This is a genomic window from Aquabacterium sp. (assembly GCF_049274795.1).
Taxonomy (GTDB): Bacteria; Pseudomonadota; Gammaproteobacteria; order Burkholderiales; family Burkholderiaceae_C; genus Aquabacterium.
The window spans coordinates 1-19,647 of record NZ_JBASTH010000084.1 but is presented as its reverse complement, the minus strand read 5'-3'; the positions used below and the strand labels follow the sequence as shown (position 1 = coordinate 19,647).

Sequence of the window (19,647 nt, the reverse complement as noted above, 5' to 3'; positions counted from 1 at the left end):
AGAGCACACCATGCTGCAAAACAACCCCGAACTCAAAAGCAAGATCGACCAGCTCTGGAACAAATTCTGGAGCGGGGGCATCAGCAACCCGCTCACCGCCATCGAGCAGATTACCTACCTGCTGTTCATGAAGCGGCTGGATGAGCTGGATCAGAAGCGCCAGGCCGACGCCGAGTGGACCGGCGAGAACTACATATCCAAATTCACGGGCACGTGGATTCCGCCCGAATACCGCGGCCAGTCGGAGCCAGAGAAATTCGCCATCGATAGGCGCAGCCTGCGCTGGAGCGAATTCAAGCGCATGCAGGCCGAAGAGATGCTGCAGCACGTGCAGGGCAAGGTGTTCCCTTTTCTCAAGGACCTGAACGGCGCCGAATCCAACTTCACCCACCACATGAAGAACGCGGTCTTCATCATCCCCAAGCCCGCCCTGCTGGTGGAAGCGGTGAAGACCATCGACGACCTCTTCGAGGTGATGGAGAAGGACTCGAAGGAGAAAGGCCAGTCCTTCCAGGACATCCAGGGCGATGTCTACGAGTTCCTGCTGTCCGAGATCGCCACCGCCGGCAAGAACGGCCAGTTCCGCACTCCGCGCCACATCATCAAGCTGATGGCCGATCTGGTGCAGCCGCAACTGGGCCACAAGATTGCCGACCCAGCCTGCGGTTCAGGCGGCTTTCTGCTCGGCGCGTATCAGTACATCGTCACCGAACTGGCGAGAAAATCAGGCGCCCAAGATCTCAAGCCCGATGAAGACGGCTTCACCCGCACCTCCGTGGCCGCTGCGCTCACCGAAAAGGCGCAGGCCATTCTGGCCAGCTCGCTATGGGGCTACGACATCGACCAGACCATGGTGCGCCTGGGGCTGATGAACCTGATGATGCATGGCATCGACGAGCCGCACATTGACTACAAAGACACCCTTAGCAAGAGCTACACCGAGGAAGCCGAATACGACATCGTGATGGCGAACCCGCCCTTCACCGGCAGCATCGACAAGGGTGACATCAACGAGCACCTGCAACTGGCCACCACGAAGACCGAGTTGCTGTTTGTAGAGAACATCTACCGCCTGCTCAAGAAGGGTGGCACCGCCTGCGTGATCGTGCCGCAGGGCGTGCTGTTCGGCTCTGGTGGGGCGTTCAAGACGCTGCGCCAGATGCTGGTGGAACGTTGCGACCTCAAGGCCGTGATCACCCTGCCCAGCGGCGTGTTCAAACCCTATGCTGGCGTCAGCACCGCCATTCTGCTGTTCACAAAGGCCTGGGGGCCGAAAGACACGGTCAGCAAAGCCGCTACCGAATACGTATGGTTTTACGAAATGGCCGCCGACGGCTATTCGCTGGACGACAAGCGCAGCAAGAAGGAAGGCTACGGCGACCTGCAAGACATCATTGGCAGATATCACGCCCGAGATGCCGCCTCTGACATCGACCGCACCGCCAAGTGCTTCATGGTGCCGCGCACCGAGATTGCCGACGAGAAGAACAACTATGACCTTTCGCTCTCGCGCTACAAGCAGGATGTCTTCGAGGAAGTCCACTACGACGCGCCGGGCGTGATTCTGGATCGGCTGATTCAGGCCGAGGTGGGCGATGTGAATGAAGCGGATCTCGCCCAGGTGCGAAGTGGCATCCTGCGCGAGCTGCTGGAGTTGAAGGGGATGGTGGGATGAAATCGCTCCCCTTTTCCGAGGTCGTTATTGACGTTACCGCCAAGTTCACGAAAATCAAAGCATCCGACTATCAAGGACAAGGTCAATACAAAATCATTGACCAAGGCAAAGGGCCAGTTGCTGGGTACACAGACGACGCCAATCTCGTCAACGGACACTTGCTTCCGGTCGTGGTTTTTGGTGACCACACGCGCGCCTTGAAGTATGTAGACGAGCCAATTGCACTTGGCGCCGATGGTGCTAAAGCGCTATGGGTTAATTCAGATTTGGCAAGTGCTCGGTATGTTTATTACTACCTGCGTTCCATTCAGATCAAGGAGGCGGGTTACAGCAGGCATTTCAAGTTCCTCAAAGAGGTTGAGATACCAATCCCTTTCAAAGACGGAGCCCCAGATTTCGACGACCAAATCCGCATTGCCCATCTGCTCGGCAAAGTGGAAGGGCTGATCGCCCAGCGCAAACAACACCTGCAACAACTCGACGACCTGCTCAAGAGCGTGTTTTTGGAGATGTTTGGCGACCCGGTGCGGAATGAGAAGGGGTGGACGCCAGCACCGCTTGGGCAACTGGGCTCAATCAATCGTGGCGTCTCCAAACATCGCCCACGGAACGATCCCAAACTACTTGATGGCCCGCATCCGCTCATCCAGACCGGCGAAGTATCAAACGCCGGAACCTACATCACGACGTACACGCAGACGTACTCCGACTTGGGATTTGCCCAAAGCAAGCGATGGCCTGCTGGAACGCTCTGCATCACCATCGCGGCCAACATCGCGCAAACTGGCATTCTGACGTTCGATGCATGCTTCCCTGACAGCGTGGTCGGATTCCTTGCTCACGAGGGCGAGTGCAACACCCTATACGTACTCGGCCTGTTTTGGTTTTTCCAAGCCATCCTGGAGAAAAACGCACCGGCTGCGGCACAGAAAAACATCAACCTCGAAATTCTTCGTGCGCTCTCAGTTCCCAAGCCGCCCATTGAACTTCAAAGTGAATTTGCCACCATCGTCGAGAAAGTCGAAGCCCTCAGATCCCGCTACCTGCAAAGCCTTACCGACCTCGAAGCCTTCTACGGTGCCCTGAGCCAGCAGGCCTTCAAGGGCGAGTTGGATTTGTCGCGGGTGGCCCTGCCCGCCGCCCGCATTGAAGGAGAAACAGCTGTGGCCGCTGCCGTTCCCGCGCCCATCATTACCACGCGGGTGATCGAGCTGCCCGAAACAGATTTACTGCTGCCCGCACTGCAAGACCGCACACAGCTTGCGCAGTTGCTGCGTTTCTGGCTGGAGGCCTACTGCACGCAGCTGGGAAGTGCGGCCTTCTCCCTCGAACGCTTCATCGCCGCCGCGCAAACCCGGCTGGCGGAACTGCACCCGGACAATGATTTCGCACTTAGTGCCAGCGACTACGAAGCGATCAAGGCCTGGGTGTTCGATGAAATTCAAAATCGAAAGCTCAAGCAAACACGAGACATAATTTTTATCGATGGCAGGCGGCAGTTCGGCAATCAGATTTTGTTGCGTGCCAGGAGGCACGTTCAACGATGAAGCTGCTACGCCTGAGGATCACCGACCCAGACGGCTTTCGCAGCCTGCCCTGTGGCTTCGAGCACCACTTCCGCACCGAGTGGAGCTTGCAGGACGAGCTAGCACAAGCGAACGACTTTGCGCCCTTCGTTTGCGCTGGGCCCAATGGCAGTGGTAAATCCAACCTGCTCGAAGCGCTGGCAGCAATTTTCTTTCAGCTGGAAGTGCTTCGCGTGCGCCGTAGCTTTCTGCCCGAAGCCTTGCAGGACGACAATTTGCAGGCGTCACCATCCGGTTTTGAGTTGGAATACTTAATCAAGGTTCCAGTCATGTACACCCACATTGGATCCTCCCCATGGTTCAAGGTGCAGGTATATAAAAGGCCAGACGCAAAGGAAATAACTTGGTGGGTATTTGACTCAAAAGATCAACCCTATGACGCGCTCAATACGATAGTCATTGATCATCTAATTCCGCAGGTGTTGGGTTACTCATCAGGCGAAAACGAAATCCTGAGCCTCCCCTTTTTCAAGATGCGTTTTGTTCAGTTCGACGAGTACTGGAACGCGCTCGTCAAGCAGTCCCGTTATCCAGGCTACCCTGAAACTCGATTGGCTTATCTCGACAACGGCTTCAGTCAGGCCATCTTGCTATGCAATCTCCTGTTTCAGGACAAGGCCACCTTGCTGCCTTTCCGTGAGGACATGGGTATAGGAGAATTGAAGGAATTTCGCATCATCATGCGGCGGAGTATTCCCGTCACGCGTCATCAGGTGGCCGCGTTCACGTCGGGTGATTACATCTTGCCCACCGAGGCAGAGGATGGGCGCTTTGTGGATACTGGTGCGATCTATCTGGATCCAGACACGGGAGACTATCGGCTCAAGCTTCTGCGAGGTCTGGAAGGCGATGAGCACACCTCGATCATCGAGAAGCTCAAGCGTTGCGCCACGCTGCATTTCCATGATGAGGCATCGGACACCCTAACCTTAGATTACTGGGTCAATGAGCAGACCAAGCAAGCCTTTCGCACCAACTTTGATGACAAGCCCATTGTCTTGTTCCAAGCGCTGCAAGTTCTTCTGACACTGAATCTGTACTCGGTCAGTGAGGTGCAAAAGTCGGAGCTCTACACTTCGACCAGTCACTACGTCAGCGAAACAGTACCGACCTTGGCGTCCGATGAGCGCGCCATGCGCATCAAAAACTTCTACTTCACGAAGCAGGGCGTTGAGAAACCGATGCTTCTCAAAGAGTTGTCGGACGGCGAGCATCAATTGCTTCACAGCCTTGGGCTGTGTTTGCTGTTTCGGGACACCAACAGCCTGTTCCTGCTCGACGAGCCCGAAACGCACTTCAACCCGGACTGGCGCGCAAACTTCATCAGCCGCTTGCGCCAATGCCTGCCGGGCGAAGGTGAATTCGCGCAGGAAATGCTGATCACTACCCACACACCATTTCTGATCTCCGACAGCAAGCCGGACAAGGTGCTGGTGTTTGCCAAGGACAAAGCCAGCGGTAAGGTCAGCATCAGCCACCCGGACTACAACACGCTGGGCGCTTCGATCAACAAGATCACCATGAGCACCTTCGGCAAGCGCGAAACCATCGGCGGCCATGCGCAGGCCTTGCTTGAAGGGTTACGTGCCCGTTTTGAACAGGGCATCGAAGACAAGGAAGCCCTGATCACGGAGATTCATCAGCAGCTTGGTGACTCGGTGGAGAAGCTGCTGTTGATCAAGGCCATCCTGGGCGGTGACCAGCCAGGCAATGGGGAGGTGCAGGGCTGATGCTGTTTCCGTACATCTACGTGCCGCATCAAATGGAGAAGATGCAGACCTTCATCGACTTCATCTTCTATGCGGTGTGGTGCCAGGCACCGTTAAAGCGTCCCTACCGTCTAGAGCTGTTCGCTTCAAATCCTGAACTGTTTGAGGTGATGACGGCGTTTCACTACGATGACAGCAAAGGGGCTGAGTTTTTCGCAGGGCACGTGCAACGTATCTATCGGCTCTTCGCGCCGTTGAGTGCTTGCCAGGTTGAGCAGCTTCGTCTGTGGTACCGGGCGAACAATGATGTGGAGCGCGTATGTGCCAACGACTACGCCATGTCGCTGAAGCGATACGCTGACTTTCCCATGGAGCTTAAAGACCTGCGTGATCAGCTGGCGTCCTTCTTCAAAGGGTTGTATTCGCATGTGGACGTTGCCGCTCTGAGGAAAAAGTGCGGCGACATCGACGATCACTACCAGACCTTTGTGCAGACCAACAAGTCCGGAAAGTGCCCGTTCTGTGGCATCAATGATTTGCTGGGCGAGTATCACAGCAAGCGCGAGGCCTACGACCACTACCTGCCCAAGGCACTGTACCCATTCAATTCAATCAACTTCTGCAACCTTGTCCCAGCCTGTCATCACTGCAACAGCAGCTACAAAACCAGCAAGGATCCAAGCTACACACCCAAAGATCCCGCCAGAGCTGTTCACCGTCGTGCTGTTTTCTATCCTTACAAAAGGGCTGCGCATACCATTGAGCTTCAAATAGACCTACGGCATTCCGACATTGCCACGCTGACCCCGGCCGATATCGCACTCCAATTTGGCCCGGTAGCGATCGCGCAGGAGATTGACACCTGGAAGGATGTGTACGGCATTGAAGAACGCTACAAAGCCAAACTCTGCGGGGAAAATGACGGCAAGTACTGGTTGACGCAGGTTCTGGATGAATGCAAGGCATATGACAAGCAGCCCGCTGACATCCTGGCTATGCGTGCCCAGCAGGCACAGAGCCGACCGTATGCGGACTGCAATTTCCTCAGAATGCCGTTTCTCGACGCTTGCCGGCAGCTAGGCGTTCTTTGAAAGGTCGTGAGGGACCACTCGCAAGAGGTCGACAGTGGAGAGTGACGTTGTGATGCGGTGGAGAAGAGTGCCACCTATGGATGGCGATTCATCTAATGAAGGCCATTGTTTTCGCATGACCGTTTGCCGCCCTTCAACCGGGCGATGAGTACAGTTTCTTTGGTTGACGCAACCGCTGCTGAACGCTTGGCTTGGCACCACGAATGCCGGCAACGAGTCGTTACCCGTCTGACGTGCAATGTAAGCGTGTGCCCTGTCAACTTGGTCAGCAGAGATGGAGCAACTGATCAACACGGGACTGGCTATGGGTAAGGCAGCTATGCATCATTCTCTCCAATGTCGGCACCGACCAGCCATGCATGCGAGCGGAGTCGTGCAGTGGGTGTCCATTGAGTACCAGCTCGATCGACTGCTGAAGCCTTGCTCGCCGCAGCAGATTGGCTTGCCCATCACAAGGGTGCTCGTGGGGTAGCCGTTTATCGGCTTCTTCGTTTGCCAACGGTAGAAATTCGCTGAGCAGTGGTAACGGCGTGCTCAGCTCATTGAGCGCGTCGTCCACAGAGTCGTACAGCAAAGCAATCGCAAGAGCGTACGCATCGGCTTCGCATGTGCCAAGTAGCCTGGACAATGTCGCGTCAAGCGCGTGAAAGCAACTGTCTAGCGGGGCACCCGGCGCATTGCTCCAGAACTCGCGCTGCCATGGGCCCGAAATGCAGCTGGCAGCATATTCGCTCAGCTTTCCACCAGTTGTCTCAGTCTCGTGCATCAGTCCCAGAGAACGTGCTCGCCTTGTCATGGCACGGACCACCTGAAACGTTGAGAGTGGCCGTTTCAAGTTCAACAGTTCGTTGCACGTCTCTGCATAGCGTAGAAGCACAGGATGAGCCAAGGCTTGTTCCACAACGGCATCCGACACCGATTGGGCGTTTGGTAGTGCCTCGCTCGGCATGGTTTGCCAGGTGTCATGTGCTTGAGCGCGAAGCAGTGCGCAGCCGTGCTTGGTGCACCAAACAACGCCGTGAAGTTGATGCGATCTGCGCCAGTATGAGAATCCCCAGAAATCGAGATCCTCACCCACGCACTCTCGGCATAGGGATCGGCTCCTTGCATTTGGGTGCGTTGCCACACGCCGCAACTCCTTGGAGGTATGGCTGTTGCCACACCAATCTCCGTTCACCACGGCCAGGATGGCGCCGCTAAATGGAATGAGGGTGTGTGCATGGACGAGGGTGGTCATCGGGATGCTGGCAACAGCGCATAGAACTTCTGCCATGCCTGGCTTGACGCCGTGGTCTGTGACTAGCCTATTGCGGGTGGCCGATGTGAACGTGGCTTCGTTGTGAGGTGCAACAGGCACACCATTCAGTCGCATGACCCTGCCCCAATATCCCCGCGCGTCTTCATCAGGCAAGAGGCTAGGGGCGTGTATCACTTTCGTTCCCTATTGGAGGCGACGTAGCCATCCGGTGGGTTGGCGCCCAGCGCGCCGAGACTTCGGATCACCAGCGCCAGTGCGTGGGCGTGTTCCGGTGTGCCATCCCATACCGCGCGCAGAGCCTGAGTGAGTTCTGCAGGTGGCGCACTTTTCTTGCTTGATCTGCCACTAGAAAACACATATTTGCATACTGAGTCCAGTAGCTTGGATCGCCGCTTTGAACGGCCTGAAAGCACGCGACTGACTTGAGACTGGCTGGCGCCGATGGCTTGGGCTATATGTTCTTGAGTGAGTCCACGCTGTCTGGCCTGAGCGGCTGCAAGCTTTGCCTCGGTGTTGAAGTCGCTCAAATCACTCATGCATAAAGTATGCATGAAAAATGCAGATCTTCAGAGGAGTGTGTTGTGGCGCCTGCTACTTTTTCGAGGGGTGATTGCCTGATTGATCGCCTTAGCCGTCAATGGAAGACGGTCCAAGGTCCCCAGCTTGGCCTTCAATTCAGGAATGGCTGCAAGCAAGTCCACGAGACGTAGACGTTTGTGGCCTTGCTCTGAGAGCGTCAAGATGACCTGATGCACCATGTACGACAGTTGCCTGTCCCGCTCATCCCAAAGGACGCGGCTGTTGTTGGTTCGTACGGACTCTGCTCGTTGGCATTCGTCCTTCAGCCAGACTCGGTCGTTACGGTAGAGCCATGCGTAGACCGATGGCTCGTGTTGGCGCAGGTGCTTGATGCCCAGGCCACCATGCTTTGTGACCAAGGCACCCCAAGTCGATCTTGCCGCCAGCTGGGTGGCCTCGAATCTCGCTTGATGCCATGCACCGGACAGTCCAATTTCCGAGCGCAGGATACGGGTCACCGATTGAATGGATATCCCGAATCGGCCGGCCGCATCTGCCTTGCTGATTCCACCTCGCAAAGCTTCCACGAGCTGCGGGTGGGTCTCACCCTTAAGCTGTTTGGGGCGTCGCGATGTTCTGATTCCCGCTGCTGCACCCCATGCGATCACGGTTTGGGTGGCCAGATGCAAATTCTTGGCAATGCTGGTGGGGGCTTCAAGTGAGCGCAGTCTGGCGAGCGCCTCTTCTTTGCGTGGGTCAAGTCGATGGCCTGAGCAAACATCAGCTGACTCATAAGTGGTGTCCTCGTCTTGTTGCTCAGTCGCTGACCGATAGCTGGACAGAAAGCTCCCCCAATCTTCAAAGAGCCAATGAATCAGGGACAGATGTCGCAATGGGTGCGTGCTTCCACGTGGCGCGAAAACCCACCTGTTCAGAACGTGAGATGCCTGCGTCGGCGATGTGATCAGGGCATGAAGCTCATCTATGCTCTGTAGCGGTGCGACCGACGCACAGTAGGCATGGGCAGCGGCTGTTCGATTTTTGAGTCCATGGGCTCGAGTGAGTTGAGCGCGATAGGTTATGGCGAGTGCCGCATCATTGAAGCTGGCCTCAGACATGGATGACCATGCCGTGCATAGGTTTGCCAGGCGCCATAGTGCTTGACGCGAGCTGATGGCCACCCCCTGGTCATGCGGTGAGACCAATTGGTCTTTCTTGGGGAGCACCCAGGAGAAGCGCCCAAGACCTGTCGATTTGGTGATGCAGGTCAGTAGCGATAGCCCGTGGCGAGGGCATACCCAAACTCCTGGCAGTTGATGCCGCAAGTGCCAGTAGGGTGTACCGTGTCGGTGTTCATCTTCTGACATGCATTGGGGGCAGGCCTTGAGCGGATGGTTTGCGCGAAATCTGCTGGTCAGGATGCCAAGCCGGTACTTGAGCATGCCCGTATTTGGCTCGGCAATGGCTGAATAGGCGTCCTCGGCTGTGGCCTGATCTCGGTGAACAAGGTAGAAGGGCAGAACTGTTCTTGTTTGTGCGATGAGCCTAGCGTTCCCGAAGCCGCCTTGTGTTGCCTCGACGAATGCGCTCAATGGAGAAGGGAAGTCGTGCTGATATCCCTGCCTTGGCCGTCCAAACAGCGCCAAGCAGGTTTGCGCAGGAAGCCTGGCGCCAGAAATTCGATGGTGGCGGCTTGCCCAGCTGAAAAACGTCTCATCGGGGAGCCACTCCGGCAGAGGATATGGGCCAGACATGCGCAGTGAGAACTGTTCTGCTTGACGCCGCACTGCATGAGCTCCGCTTGCTGTGTGCCTGCGCTAATGTACTCAGAGTCGGCCAAGCAACCATGCGGTGAGCAAAGAGCCCAAAATTACCCCGCTACCAAGCGCTATGCCTGACAACAAAAATACCTGATTGAGGCTTGCTTTATATGCCTGTGTAGCACGGTCCGCCGCTCTATTTGCCTTGCCCCAATGCTCAGTCATCGTCTGCGCAGCACCTCTTGCTGCTGAGCTGAGTTGAGTTTCCAGTGCACCTTCGATCCGGCTGGGTAAAGCTTGCGCCACGGAATTAAGCCCCAGAACTGCTTTTGCCGAGGTGGTGTCCAATGTACTAATGCTTTTTTGAAGTGCTTGTACCGCTGTCTGCGCCTGCTCCTGTAATCGAATCGCCTGTTCAGCTACATCAGACAGCATGTCAGCCATGCGTTCAGCTTCTTGGTTTGCAGTTCCCACATTCGCCCCCTGTCTTCAAAGTGATTTATTTAGCCAAGCGTGAGCCCGCGCCCTCTACTTGGTTTTTGCGCGCGTTCTAGTTCGAGCTGAATAGATCGCTCTCGTATGCCTTCTAACCTCGTGCGCTCAAGTAAGTGATGTGGTGTTTCACGAAGGTCTCGTATGTCTTCGACACCAACATAGCTAACGCCACCTTTCGAGTCGACGGTCACCAGCATTCCGGAAGACGTGCCGCCCCGCTTGCCTGCGAACAGTGATACTGCATCGAGATACTCCTGAACGAGTGCCATGTCATGTTTGGGCTCCGCATTGAGCGCATGGCTCACCACTTGATCGATGGTTTCTGTAAGTCCTACATGCGCGTGGGAGCGATCTAGCATGTCCAGATACGGCCTTGCTTCAAAGCTGAAATCAGGATGCCCCTTCTTTGTCTCAACATACCAATGAATCTCTTGCGAGATTGCTCGCAGGTCCTGTCGCCGTCGGATTGCGGCTTGCAGCACGGTCAGTTTGCGTTTTTCCTTGGTTATGTCGGCTGATTGGCGTTTGAACTCGTAGAGACGAACAACTGTGCCGGGATAGCGAATCATGACGTCGCCAAGCGGTCTGTCCAAGGGAGTCTGTTGCAGTAGGTTGACGCAGCCGCGAGGGGCGCTTTCCCCGGCTCGGGTGCCCATGCTGAGTCCAAGCCCGTAGAGGAAGTTGCCAATAACAATGTTCTCTAACGGATCACGCATCCGCCCCCCTTGTTTGTAACTACATATTCATAACATGACTCAACGCCCCATCATAGATGCCCTACTTGAGGCAATCCTCAATGGTGACTTCGATTCGCTGACAAAGATCGAAGGGAGCCGAGCAGCCGAAGTCGCAGATGTGCGTATGCTGCTGTGCACCTTGAATCCAGAAGATATCGATCTTGATCTCAATCTTGGCTTGAGCTCTTGTGAGTACGTCACTCCAATCTTCGAGGGGCCGCGAGGACATTTCATTTCTAGGCACACCATCGTCCAATCGAGACTTACCGGCGGCAAGTCGAATGTGATGATCGACTACTCAATTGGCTTTGATTCAAACTTTGCCGAAAAGCTGAGAGCGTTAATGAATGGCGAGTCCATTCAACCAGCTGATAGAGACAGGGTGATGTCGGTACTCAAGTTGAAGGCGAACAACCAAAAGGTGCAATTTGATTGCATGCCATTTCTATTCGAGAACGTTCGACTAGCCCGTGATAACGATAAGAACAAACGCCCGTTGAATACCCTAGTTGCCTTTCGCATGCTTGATCATCTGAATTGGGATGCCTTTCGCGCAGACCCAACGAAGTTGGTTCTCAACGGAGACGCCGACATCCTCAAAAAGTCACTCATGCCAAAAGAGGAGCAATTCCTGAAGGAACAATACGCTACAGAGGAAATTGCGAGACATGAAGCACGTGTGCTGGGAGTGCAAGCACTCTTGCTGCGTTTTGCCACGCTATGGCATGCACACAAGCGAGACAAAGCGCGTATGTGGAGTGAACTTGTCGATTTCTGCATTTTTGAATTGGGTTCCCTGCCAATGACCGAACTGGCCCTTATTTGGTGCGGCATGTCTACAAAGGATCCTGCACCGTTTTTCGGGCCCATCACAGGCAAGTCCAAGACCATGCTGGCGGAGATCAAAGGGATGGCCTGGGACATGGCTCACTTGCGGATCTTGGAGAAAATGGCTAGTCAAAGTACGCTTGGCTCCTTCTTCATTCCATACTTTGTATCTCTTGACGCACGGTGGCGAAACCTGCTGCGGCTAAACCCGATTCGGGTAATGCTCGTCGATGACGGTGGCAAGAGCATCTTGTTTGGTAGAGCTAACGAACGAGAGTTCCAGGTGGCGCTAGGTGAATGTTGGAGTGATAAGGCAAAGGCCCAGATGTCTTCAGAACTCGTGGAGGCACGTAGGATCGCTGCAAAGACTCCCGACATCACAGCTATGAGTCGACTTGTTGAGGACGAGGAACGTAGTTGGCAGTGAATCACTAAAGTAAGGCGGCGAGATTCGAGGCAACACTTGAACTCCGTAAAATGCTTTGTGGCCTCAGGAGGCTCGTCTCAGACTTTATTGCGCGAAGCAGATCAAGTTGGGTTGTTGGAGCAGTAGTTGTCTCAGACTTTGATGCGCGTGGCTTGCGGTTAGTTGAGATGTCGTCTCTCTGCCTGTTGTCTCAGACATTAATGGCAAAGAACAGCTTTCATTGGATGACAATGATTGAGGACATTTTCAGCCCGGTAGATCTATGAAGTGACAATTATTTTTTGTTGAGGACATTAGTGACAATTGTTTGGTGCTTCAACCGAGGCGCTAGGGGAATCAACAAAAAAGTTTGCCTTATAGGACGTGGCGTGTCATCAATCAGTGCGGGTGCCGTATGCCGTGCCTGCCTAGAGGCCATGAGATGACAACGATTGTTGGTATTTCTAAGGATAGATCGTCCAAAAATGACAACTATTTTTAATTGTTGACATTTGTAGCAACTCTCTGATTGATGTACCGCACGTGGCTGCACCAGCGGCAGTTCTTGCCGACCGGCTTGTCGCAGGCGGCTCACCGGGGTAGCGACAGATGATCTTCCCCCAAGAGCCAGTCGTTAGACAAGTTAGACAAATCTGTATAACTTGCCACTGAAATAAGCGCAATTTCGGACAATGCGTTGGTGTCAAAGAAAACGCCACTCCGTACAGAACGGGTGGCGCTTCTAAATCAAAAAAGCCTGAGGCAGCCTTTATGCGGTGATGTCCTCCCCAGCGGATTGGCCAAGGCTCGTAGGGTTGGCTATCCAATGCATCCGGCCTTTGTTTGGGCCGACCGGGCACGGACGGGACGCCGCCGGATAGAAGGGGCGTGCCCCCTCGGTGTAGCTGTAACGCCGCTCAGCAAACCCGATGGACTCGCTCAGAAGCTCAAAGAACTCTCCGTCGAATCCGGACTTCTCGGACAGGATGTGAGCCCAGTAGCTGTCACCCGCCTGCACAACCATCAGCAGCCAATCACGCCTGAGTGCATACATCATGGCGGGGGGCATGTGCCAATGCCCCGCCCACACCAGCAAGTCCTGACTTTCACCTGGAAACACCAAGCAGGATGCGAATGCCTTTTGGTCCTCCGACTCATGTGTTTGGGCGTAAGGACGAGACGCTAGGAAGTTCGATACCTCGTGTGCAGCCTCTGCCGGCAACTGGACAAACAACACGGGGGCCGTGCTGCCTTCAAGTTCCGGAAACGGTCCCGAGAAACTCATGGCCAAGAGGAACATCGACTGGGCGTAGGTTGAGGTCGTAGCAATGGATTTGGCATGCTTGATGTAGTCATCTGCGAGTGCGCGGAAGCCTGGGGCGAGTTGGGACACTTCTTCAGTGGTGAGCTGGTGAGGTACTTCTTTGTTCAATGGCATGGTGCTAGTCCTTAGTTCAGTTGACCTGATAGGACGTCTAGCAACCTGCTTTATGCATTGCTGGCCAATGCATCACCTACTAGACCGGACAGAGGCGGATGTTGGCCCAGGCTGAGGTTGCCAACGGCCCAAGTTAAACCTGCCAACGAGGTTCTCCCGTGGAGTGAGTTGCTAGTTTCGACCGAGCGGCGGCGGGTAGGCCACGCTGAGCAACTGGTGCTGGGTCCTGGAACTCGGCTGTGGACCGTAAGGCTTTCCGGGTTGCAGCAGGCTTTGCCCGGGGCGCAGCTGCCCTCGCCCGCACACGCATGTCTTTTGGCGTGCTCGCGTATCCCCTTTGGCTTGACGGCCAAAGACCTGAGCCCGGCAGGCAGCAAGCATCGACTCAGATTCACCGCGGCGGCTGACCGCGTCTGCATGCTCATGGTGTACTAATAAAACAGTACAAACATGGCTGCTTTGTGGCAATCTATCAGCATGCCGAAAGCCGCCCAAGCCATATGGCAACTCCCGCCCAGCACACTAGCAGTCATCGAGAAACTCGGTGCGGACCTTGCCGTCGCTCGTCTGCGCAGAAAGGAATCCCTACGCACGTGGGCTAAGCGCCTCGGCGTCACGGTCTCTACGCTGCAGCGGCTGGAATCGGGGGGACCCGGGCGTAAGCATCTGCATCATGGCCAGCGCGTTGTGGCTCATCCAGCGTGATGGTGCACTCGGCCAGTTGGCCGCACCAGAAAACGACCAAGGAGCGCTCGAGCTGAATGTGCGTGAGGCCGTTGAACTCGGGAGAGCTAGGGCACAAGCCTCTGCCGAAGCTCGTTTGCGCGCCGTTGCCTCCAGTACCTCGAAGGTCTGAGATGCGTCTGGACGACTTGCAGGAGCTAGTGCACTTCTAGAAAACTCAGAGCAAGCCCTCTGGGCAACTGCGCCCACTGGACTCGCACCCGGCCTGCTGGCCAGCGCAGGGCCTGAGGCCCAACGCTGACGCTTTGCTAGAAGGCTGCGAAGATTTCGGCGAACGGCCTGGGTGGTCGCGACGGGGCTGGTATAGACAGACTTCCGGGATTCTTGTCCAAAAACTCGTTGCAGAATTAGCTTGGAACTCCGAGCGAGGTTAACAACGAGGAGCTGGAAGCAGTCTTGCCGAATACGCTAAGTCCTTGATTTTTTGAGGTGTCGTTAGCAAGCCTTGCTTGGACCAACACGTGGCGCTTGATTCATCGAGGACTCTTGCTCCAGCTAGCTCCAGTGAAGCGAGCGTGGCTGGCTGCTAGGATTTGGCGTTCTAGTGGAGGCTAAAAGAATGGACACAGCAGGGATCTACCTAGAACGCTCCGCGACGCGGAAAATGGGCGGAGAGTCGACGTTCTCGCGCCCACTTAGGGACTGGCGGCAATCGCCTGCATATGTGTTGCTTGGTGAGCCGGGCAGTGGCAAGACAACAGCCTTCACCGAAGAAGCGACAGCCATGGGGGGCGGGGCTTCTTATGTAACGGTTAAGAGCTTTTTGCTTTCCGGTGCACCAGCCGGATGGGACAAGTCGAAGGTGTTGTTCATTGACGCTCTGGATGAGCATCGCGCGTCGTCGAACAGTGTTGGGGCATCCCTGGAGGCTGTACATAAAAAGCTCATTGAGCTTGGCCGCCCGTGTTTTCGTTTGTCGTGCCGTGAGGCCGACTGGGCTGCCACTGGGGTCGAAGACCTTCGTGCCGCATCTCCAACTGAAACTGTCGATGCGCTATGGCTGGACTCATTGACCGAGCGCGATGTCCGCAAGATGATCGACCACTGGACACCCAGCTTGGTTGAAGACGCAGAAGGCTTTCTCGAGGAGGTGCGGCAAAGGCGGCTGACGGCTTTGTTGGGAAACCCGCTACTGCTTCGGCTTCTGGTCGAAGCCGTTCATCGAGACAGCTGGCCAGATAGCCGAAAAGCCACGTATGAACTTGCATGTCAGTCGATGGCGCAAGAGCACAACAAGGTGCATCGCAGTGTTGAGAGAATTGGTCAGCCCTTGACACAAGTACTTCATGCGGCCGGCCTGATCGATGCTTTGCTGCTGCTTTCGGACAGGCAAGCGTTCACGCTTGATCCTTCAGAAGCAGGGCCTGATGTTATGTACTGGCAGGACGGGGATGCGATCCTGAGTCAACTCAACCAGGCTGTCCAAGTTGCGGCGCTGTCCAAGCTGTTCGCAGTCGAGGGTGAACGATACAGTCCGCGCCACCGGACCATCGCAGAGTTTCTTGCCGCGAAGGCGGTGGCTCGACTCATCGAGGAGGATGGCCTTCCATTGAGTCGAGTTCTTACTTTAATGACTGGTCACGATGGAAGAGTCGTGGACTCCCTTCGTGGCCTCTATGCATGGATGGCGATCTACTGCAGAACGCATAGATCTATTCTGATTGAGTTGGATCCCGTAGCGCTTGTCCTCTATGGCGATGTTTCCGAGTTCAGTTCAAGTGAGAAAGTTCTCCTGCTCGAACGCCTGCGCATTGACGGTGAGCATGTGCGCTGGACCAAGAACAGTGAGTGGGAGACGCATGCGTTTGGAGCCTTGGGGACACCAGACATGCGCGATACCTTTGCTGAAGTCCTAGAGAGCCCATTGAGGGACTCCAGTCACCAGTTCTTGCTGTTGTGCATCCTTGACGCGATTCGGTATGGGCAGGCAATGCCTGAACTTCGAGTGTCAATAGAGGGGGTTGTGCACGATGGGACGTACAGAGACCACATCCGAGTTTCTGCGCTGAACCTTCTCTTGGAGAAGAGCCTGCTAGGTGTAGCTGAAGCCAAGCTGATATTGGGCAGAATCCGGCGGGGCACTGTCATCGATGATGAAGATGAACTATGCGGCACGCTTCTGGGGCACCTGTACCCGGAGCATCTGACTGTCGATGAGGTCCTTTTAGACCTGCGACCAAGGAAAAATTCTTCGCTCTTAGGGGCGATGTACGTTTTCTGGATGCTGGAGTTCTGCCGTAGAACAGAGCTTGAAAGTCTTCCTCGTGTTGCAGACCTGATTGTTGAGCGGAGAACCTTCAACACAAACATTGATGAAGACATTCCGCCTGATGAGCATGCTTACGAGACGCAGAGCTTCCTTGCCGAGGTGTTGGCCAGAGCGGTGCTTAGCGCCGGAGCCAAGGTGTCAGTTGAGCAACTGCATCGATGGCTTGGAATTGCCTTGGATAGACACGGATTTCAGCACTTGGAGGCAGGCAAGGAGGCCATCGTTCGTCGGTGGCTTTCGCGTCGACCTGAAAAAATGAAGGAACTGTACCTATATGGCATAAACCACCTAGACGTGGATCCTAGATTTGGCGCCCGTAGCTTCTGGACGGTTAAAGAGCGCCTCTTGCGCGCAAAAATTCCTCAAGATTGGTACGTCTGGCTTTTGAGTGTGGCTGCTGCAACCGAGGAGCAGGATATAGCACGGTATTGCTTTGAAGAAGCTACAAGAACAGCCATGCATCTCTCTGCCGGATTCGATATCACGCTAGATGAAATAGAGCGGTGGGTTCATGAGAACTCTCAGAAATGGCCTGCAGCAGAGAGCTGGAAGCGTGAGATCACCTCTTGTTCACTGGATGATCCTCAGGCGCGACACCATGCGAATGTCAAAGAGAGAAACGCGAAATATGCTGTCCAAACTATGGAGCGGCAACGAGGAATCGCGCCCCAACTGCCACGCCTATTTGACGGGATTGGCCCTCCATCGCTTCATAGTGATGTTGTCTTGGCCTATCAAAAACGCTTCTCCAACATTGAAGGTGAGACCCCACTCGAGCGGGTAAAAAGCTATCTGGTCGTCGATGATGAAGATGCGCGTTTGGCCATTGAGGGGTTTAAGCTCGTTCTGTTTCGAGCGGATATGCCTAAGCCGCAAGAGGTGCTTGAACTCTATGACCAGAAAAGAAAAGAGTTCTATCTAGCGGGGCCCGCGCTCCTCGGAGCGCAGCTGGCTTTCGAAGAGAACTCCCGTGTGTGGGAAAGTTGGTCCGATGAACTCAGGCAGACGTTAGTCGGGTTTCAATACATCAGTGGAGCAGAGACTCCGCAGTGGTACACCGAGTTGCTGAAGAAAAATCCGGGTTTGCTTGCAGGCATGCTTGTGCCTATTTGCATATCGCAGTTGAAGCAACTGCCGGAACCACATTGGTACAAGTGGCTCAGCTCAAAATCAGGATTGATGTCTAGGCAGCTTGCCGAGTTGGTGTTGCCAGCTATTTTGCGGGCCTTGCCCAGTGAGCCCAGCGATGCCCAGATTAGAGCTGTTGACCATGTCCTTATTCCAGCCATCTTAGAGTTCCTTCCCAAAGAGTATGCTCATGAGCTTGTGAAAGAGAAGCTTTTGCAGTTGGGGACCAGTGACAAACTGGCTGTTTCCCTTCATGTCGGGGCATGTAGGCTAGAACCCGCTAAGCACTGTGCGGCGCTCGTTGACTTAATTGACAGGGATCCAACGCTTGTTAGCGCAATGGAGAGGGCGTTGGCTCATGAAGACTTTGAGACCTTCCAGGCGCTAGCTCAGCAGCCAACGTGCGCAGGCCGCTTCATCGAGGCACTTGCCAGTATTCCAGAGCCTTCTGGCTCAGAACGGCTCGAGGATGGCTCCTCTACGCGATGGTTCAGGGATAGCTCATACAAGCTGGCGCGTGCGTTGGTGAAAAATCCTTCGGTTGAGACGAGCCACGTCTTCGCTCGCCTCAACCGTGTGCTTGCGGGCACTCACATCGAATCTACGCTTTTTGCTCTTACCTATGAGCAGGCCGAACTGGCCCGAAATGCTGGCTACGTCCCTGCTGCGTCCACGGCAGTTGCCAAGCTGCTTGCCAACGGTGAACCCGTAAGTGCCAAAGATATGGGGGAGCTCATCCGTGACCAGCTTGCGGTTGCAGCCAAGAAGATTCGATACGACGACACCAACGGGCTAGCTGACTTCTACGATCGCGGAGCCGATGGAATGTCTGTACTTAAGCCGGAGAACAGGTGCCGAGACCTTCTTTTGCGCTACATACGGGACAAGATGGAGGCTCGTGGCGTCGCAGTGGACAAAGAAGTCCATCATGGAGGTGAGCGCCGCGCGGACATGCAGGGAGGCAAGGTGCTCAAAAGCGGGCGCATCATTGTGCCCGTGGAGGTCAAAAAGAGCAGTCATCCGCAAGTGTGGACTGCTTGGCGAGATCAGCTGGAGAAGCGCTACATGGGAAACCCAGCCTCAGAAGGGATCGGCCTATATGTCGTTCTGTGGTCTGGACAGGGCGCTAAGAGGGCGCCAGATGGGGGCAAGCCTAGGTCGGCGCAGGAAATGGCGGAAATCTTCAGCGCCTTGATACCCGCAGAGAAGCGGGGCCACATTCTTGGCCTTGTGGTCGACCTCTCGCAGGAGGAAAGTTAAGAGGCTATAGGACTGCCTGCTCGGCCAGCATCGGCCTCGCGCATATATCAACGTGCTCGCCTTGAACGGTTAGCTGGTCGATGCAGCAGTGCTTGAACTTCTTCTCGCTTGCACAAAAGCAGGGATCGTTGCGTCCCATCTTGCGATAGTGAGGGTTGGGTATTTGGCGTTGGGAGAACCGAAGAACTCCAAAGTCAGAGACCTTCAGTTGCCTCGCTTTTAGGGCTTGGCCGAGCATGCGAATGCACTTGAACGCCCGATCAGAGTCCTCGTACGTCAGGACACACCGTCTGTCTTGGGGCTGCTCAACGAAGGCGACGTGGTCTAACTGAAGGATTTTTCGAGGCTTGGCTTGTGCTACCTGACCGCGGTACAGGTGTCCCATCCTGTGAATGCAGTCGAGACTGTTGATGTCCTGCCCGCATAGGGTGCATTCGTAAGCATCGACGATGAGCCCCGCGCTTAAGAAGATGTTGTAGGGGTAGGTTTTTTCCAGCTCAACGAGTTGATCTTCGAAGGCGCAGATGTCGATTTCAGAGAAGCGTCGAACGGTGCTGAGGTAGTCCAAGCAATCTTGAAGTGCCCCCCATGATTCACTGAACTTACCTAGCTTAATAAGCCCCCGATGGCCACCCCAAACTGCTCCACTGTTGGCCAGTCAAACTGCTCCAGGCAGGACGGGGTGATTATGCGGGGTCGGGCGTGATGGCCAGCCGCGCGGCGGCCTCCTTGAGCCGGTAGCTC

At 55.2% G+C, this 19,647-nt stretch carries 13 protein-coding genes; 6 read left to right on the top strand and 7 right to left on the bottom strand.

Features of this window, described 5'->3' with window-relative positions:
• Positions 1-10: 10 nt before the first annotated feature.
• Genes WAQ08_RS13445 through WAQ08_RS13430 form a run of 4 tightly spaced genes read left to right on the top strand, consistent with a single transcriptional unit; the run spans position 11 to position 6,061 of the window.
• Positions 11-1,675: a type I restriction-modification system subunit M gene (locus WAQ08_RS13445; RefSeq protein ID WP_422192090.1), complete on the top strand. Its 1,665-nt coding sequence runs from the start codon at positions 11-13 to the stop codon at positions 1,673-1,675.
• Positions 1,672-3,222 carry a restriction endonuclease subunit S gene (locus WAQ08_RS13440; RefSeq protein WP_422192089.1) on the top strand — a complete coding sequence of 517 codons (1,551 nt, stop codon included), beginning with the start codon at positions 1,672-1,674 and terminating at the stop codon, positions 3,220-3,222. Before WAQ08_RS13445 ends, WAQ08_RS13440 begins: the two co-directional genes overlap by 4 nt.
• Entirely contained in the window at positions 3,219-4,991 is a 1,773-nt protein-coding gene (locus WAQ08_RS13435; protein ID WP_422192088.1) for a restriction system-associated AAA family ATPase, read from the top strand. The genes WAQ08_RS13440 and WAQ08_RS13435 overlap by 4 nt, the downstream gene beginning before the upstream one ends.
• Positions 4,991-6,061, top strand: a complete 1,071-nt coding sequence (locus tag WAQ08_RS13430) for an HNH endonuclease (RefSeq protein ID WP_422192087.1) — start codon at positions 4,991-4,993, stop codon at positions 6,059-6,061. Before WAQ08_RS13435 ends, WAQ08_RS13430 begins: the two co-directional genes overlap by 1 nt.
• 265 nt (positions 6,062-6,326) lie before the next feature.
• On the opposite strand, the gene WAQ08_RS13425 is transcribed toward WAQ08_RS13430, so the two are convergent.
• The 5 genes from WAQ08_RS13425 to WAQ08_RS13405 all read right to left on the bottom strand — a co-directional run bounded on the left by WAQ08_RS13425 (position 6,327) and on the right by WAQ08_RS13405 (position 10,662).
• Positions 6,327-7,493, bottom strand: coding sequence for a TniQ family protein (locus tag WAQ08_RS13425; protein ID WP_422192086.1), 1,167 nt, complete (start codon positions 7,491-7,493; stop codon positions 6,327-6,329).
• Positions 7,490-7,855 carry a helix-turn-helix domain-containing protein gene (locus WAQ08_RS13420; protein WP_422192085.1) on the bottom strand — a complete coding sequence of 122 codons (366 nt, stop codon included), beginning with the start codon at positions 7,853-7,855 and terminating at the stop codon, positions 7,490-7,492. Before WAQ08_RS13420 ends, WAQ08_RS13425 begins: the two co-directional genes overlap by 4 nt.
• A 30-nt stretch (positions 7,856-7,885) precedes the next feature.
• Entirely contained in the window at positions 7,886-9,592 is a 1,707-nt protein-coding gene (locus WAQ08_RS13415; protein WP_422192158.1) for a TnsD family Tn7-like transposition protein, read from the bottom strand.
• Positions 9,593-9,664: 72 nt separating this feature from the next.
• Entirely contained in the window at positions 9,665-10,042 is a 378-nt protein-coding gene (locus WAQ08_RS13410; protein ID WP_422192084.1) for a hypothetical protein, read from the bottom strand.
• Positions 10,043-10,101: 59 nt separating this feature from the next.
• A complete protein-coding gene (locus WAQ08_RS13405; RefSeq protein ID WP_422192083.1) occupies positions 10,102-10,662 on the bottom strand; it encodes a hypothetical protein in 561 nt (186 codons plus the stop codon).
• A 181-nt stretch (positions 10,663-10,843) separates the two neighbouring features.
• Between WAQ08_RS13405 and WAQ08_RS13400 the strand changes: the two genes are divergently transcribed.
• The gene (locus WAQ08_RS13400) at positions 10,844-12,085 is read left to right on the top strand and encodes a hypothetical protein (RefSeq protein WP_422192082.1); all 1,242 of its coding nucleotides are present in this window, start codon (positions 10,844-10,846) and stop codon (positions 12,083-12,085) included.
• A 748-nt stretch (positions 12,086-12,833) separates the two neighbouring features.
• Here WAQ08_RS13400 and WAQ08_RS13395 read toward each other — a convergent pair.
• Positions 12,834-13,502 (bottom strand): hypothetical protein, encoded by a 669-nt coding sequence (locus WAQ08_RS13395; protein ID WP_422192081.1) that lies wholly within the window; start codon positions 13,500-13,502, stop codon positions 12,834-12,836.
• Between the two features lie 1,408 nt (positions 13,503-14,910).
• Here WAQ08_RS13395 and WAQ08_RS13390 point away from each other — a divergent pair.
• Entirely contained in the window at positions 14,911-18,903 is a 3,993-nt protein-coding gene (locus WAQ08_RS13390) for a hypothetical protein (protein ID WP_422192080.1), read from the top strand.
• 4 nt (positions 18,904-18,907) lie between these two features.
• Here WAQ08_RS13390 and WAQ08_RS13385 read toward each other — a convergent pair whose 3' ends face one another.
• Positions 18,908-19,471 (bottom strand): SEC-C metal-binding domain-containing protein, encoded by a 564-nt coding sequence (locus WAQ08_RS13385; RefSeq protein ID WP_422192079.1) that lies wholly within the window; start codon positions 19,469-19,471, stop codon positions 18,908-18,910.
• Positions 19,472-19,647: the final 176 nt, after the last annotated feature.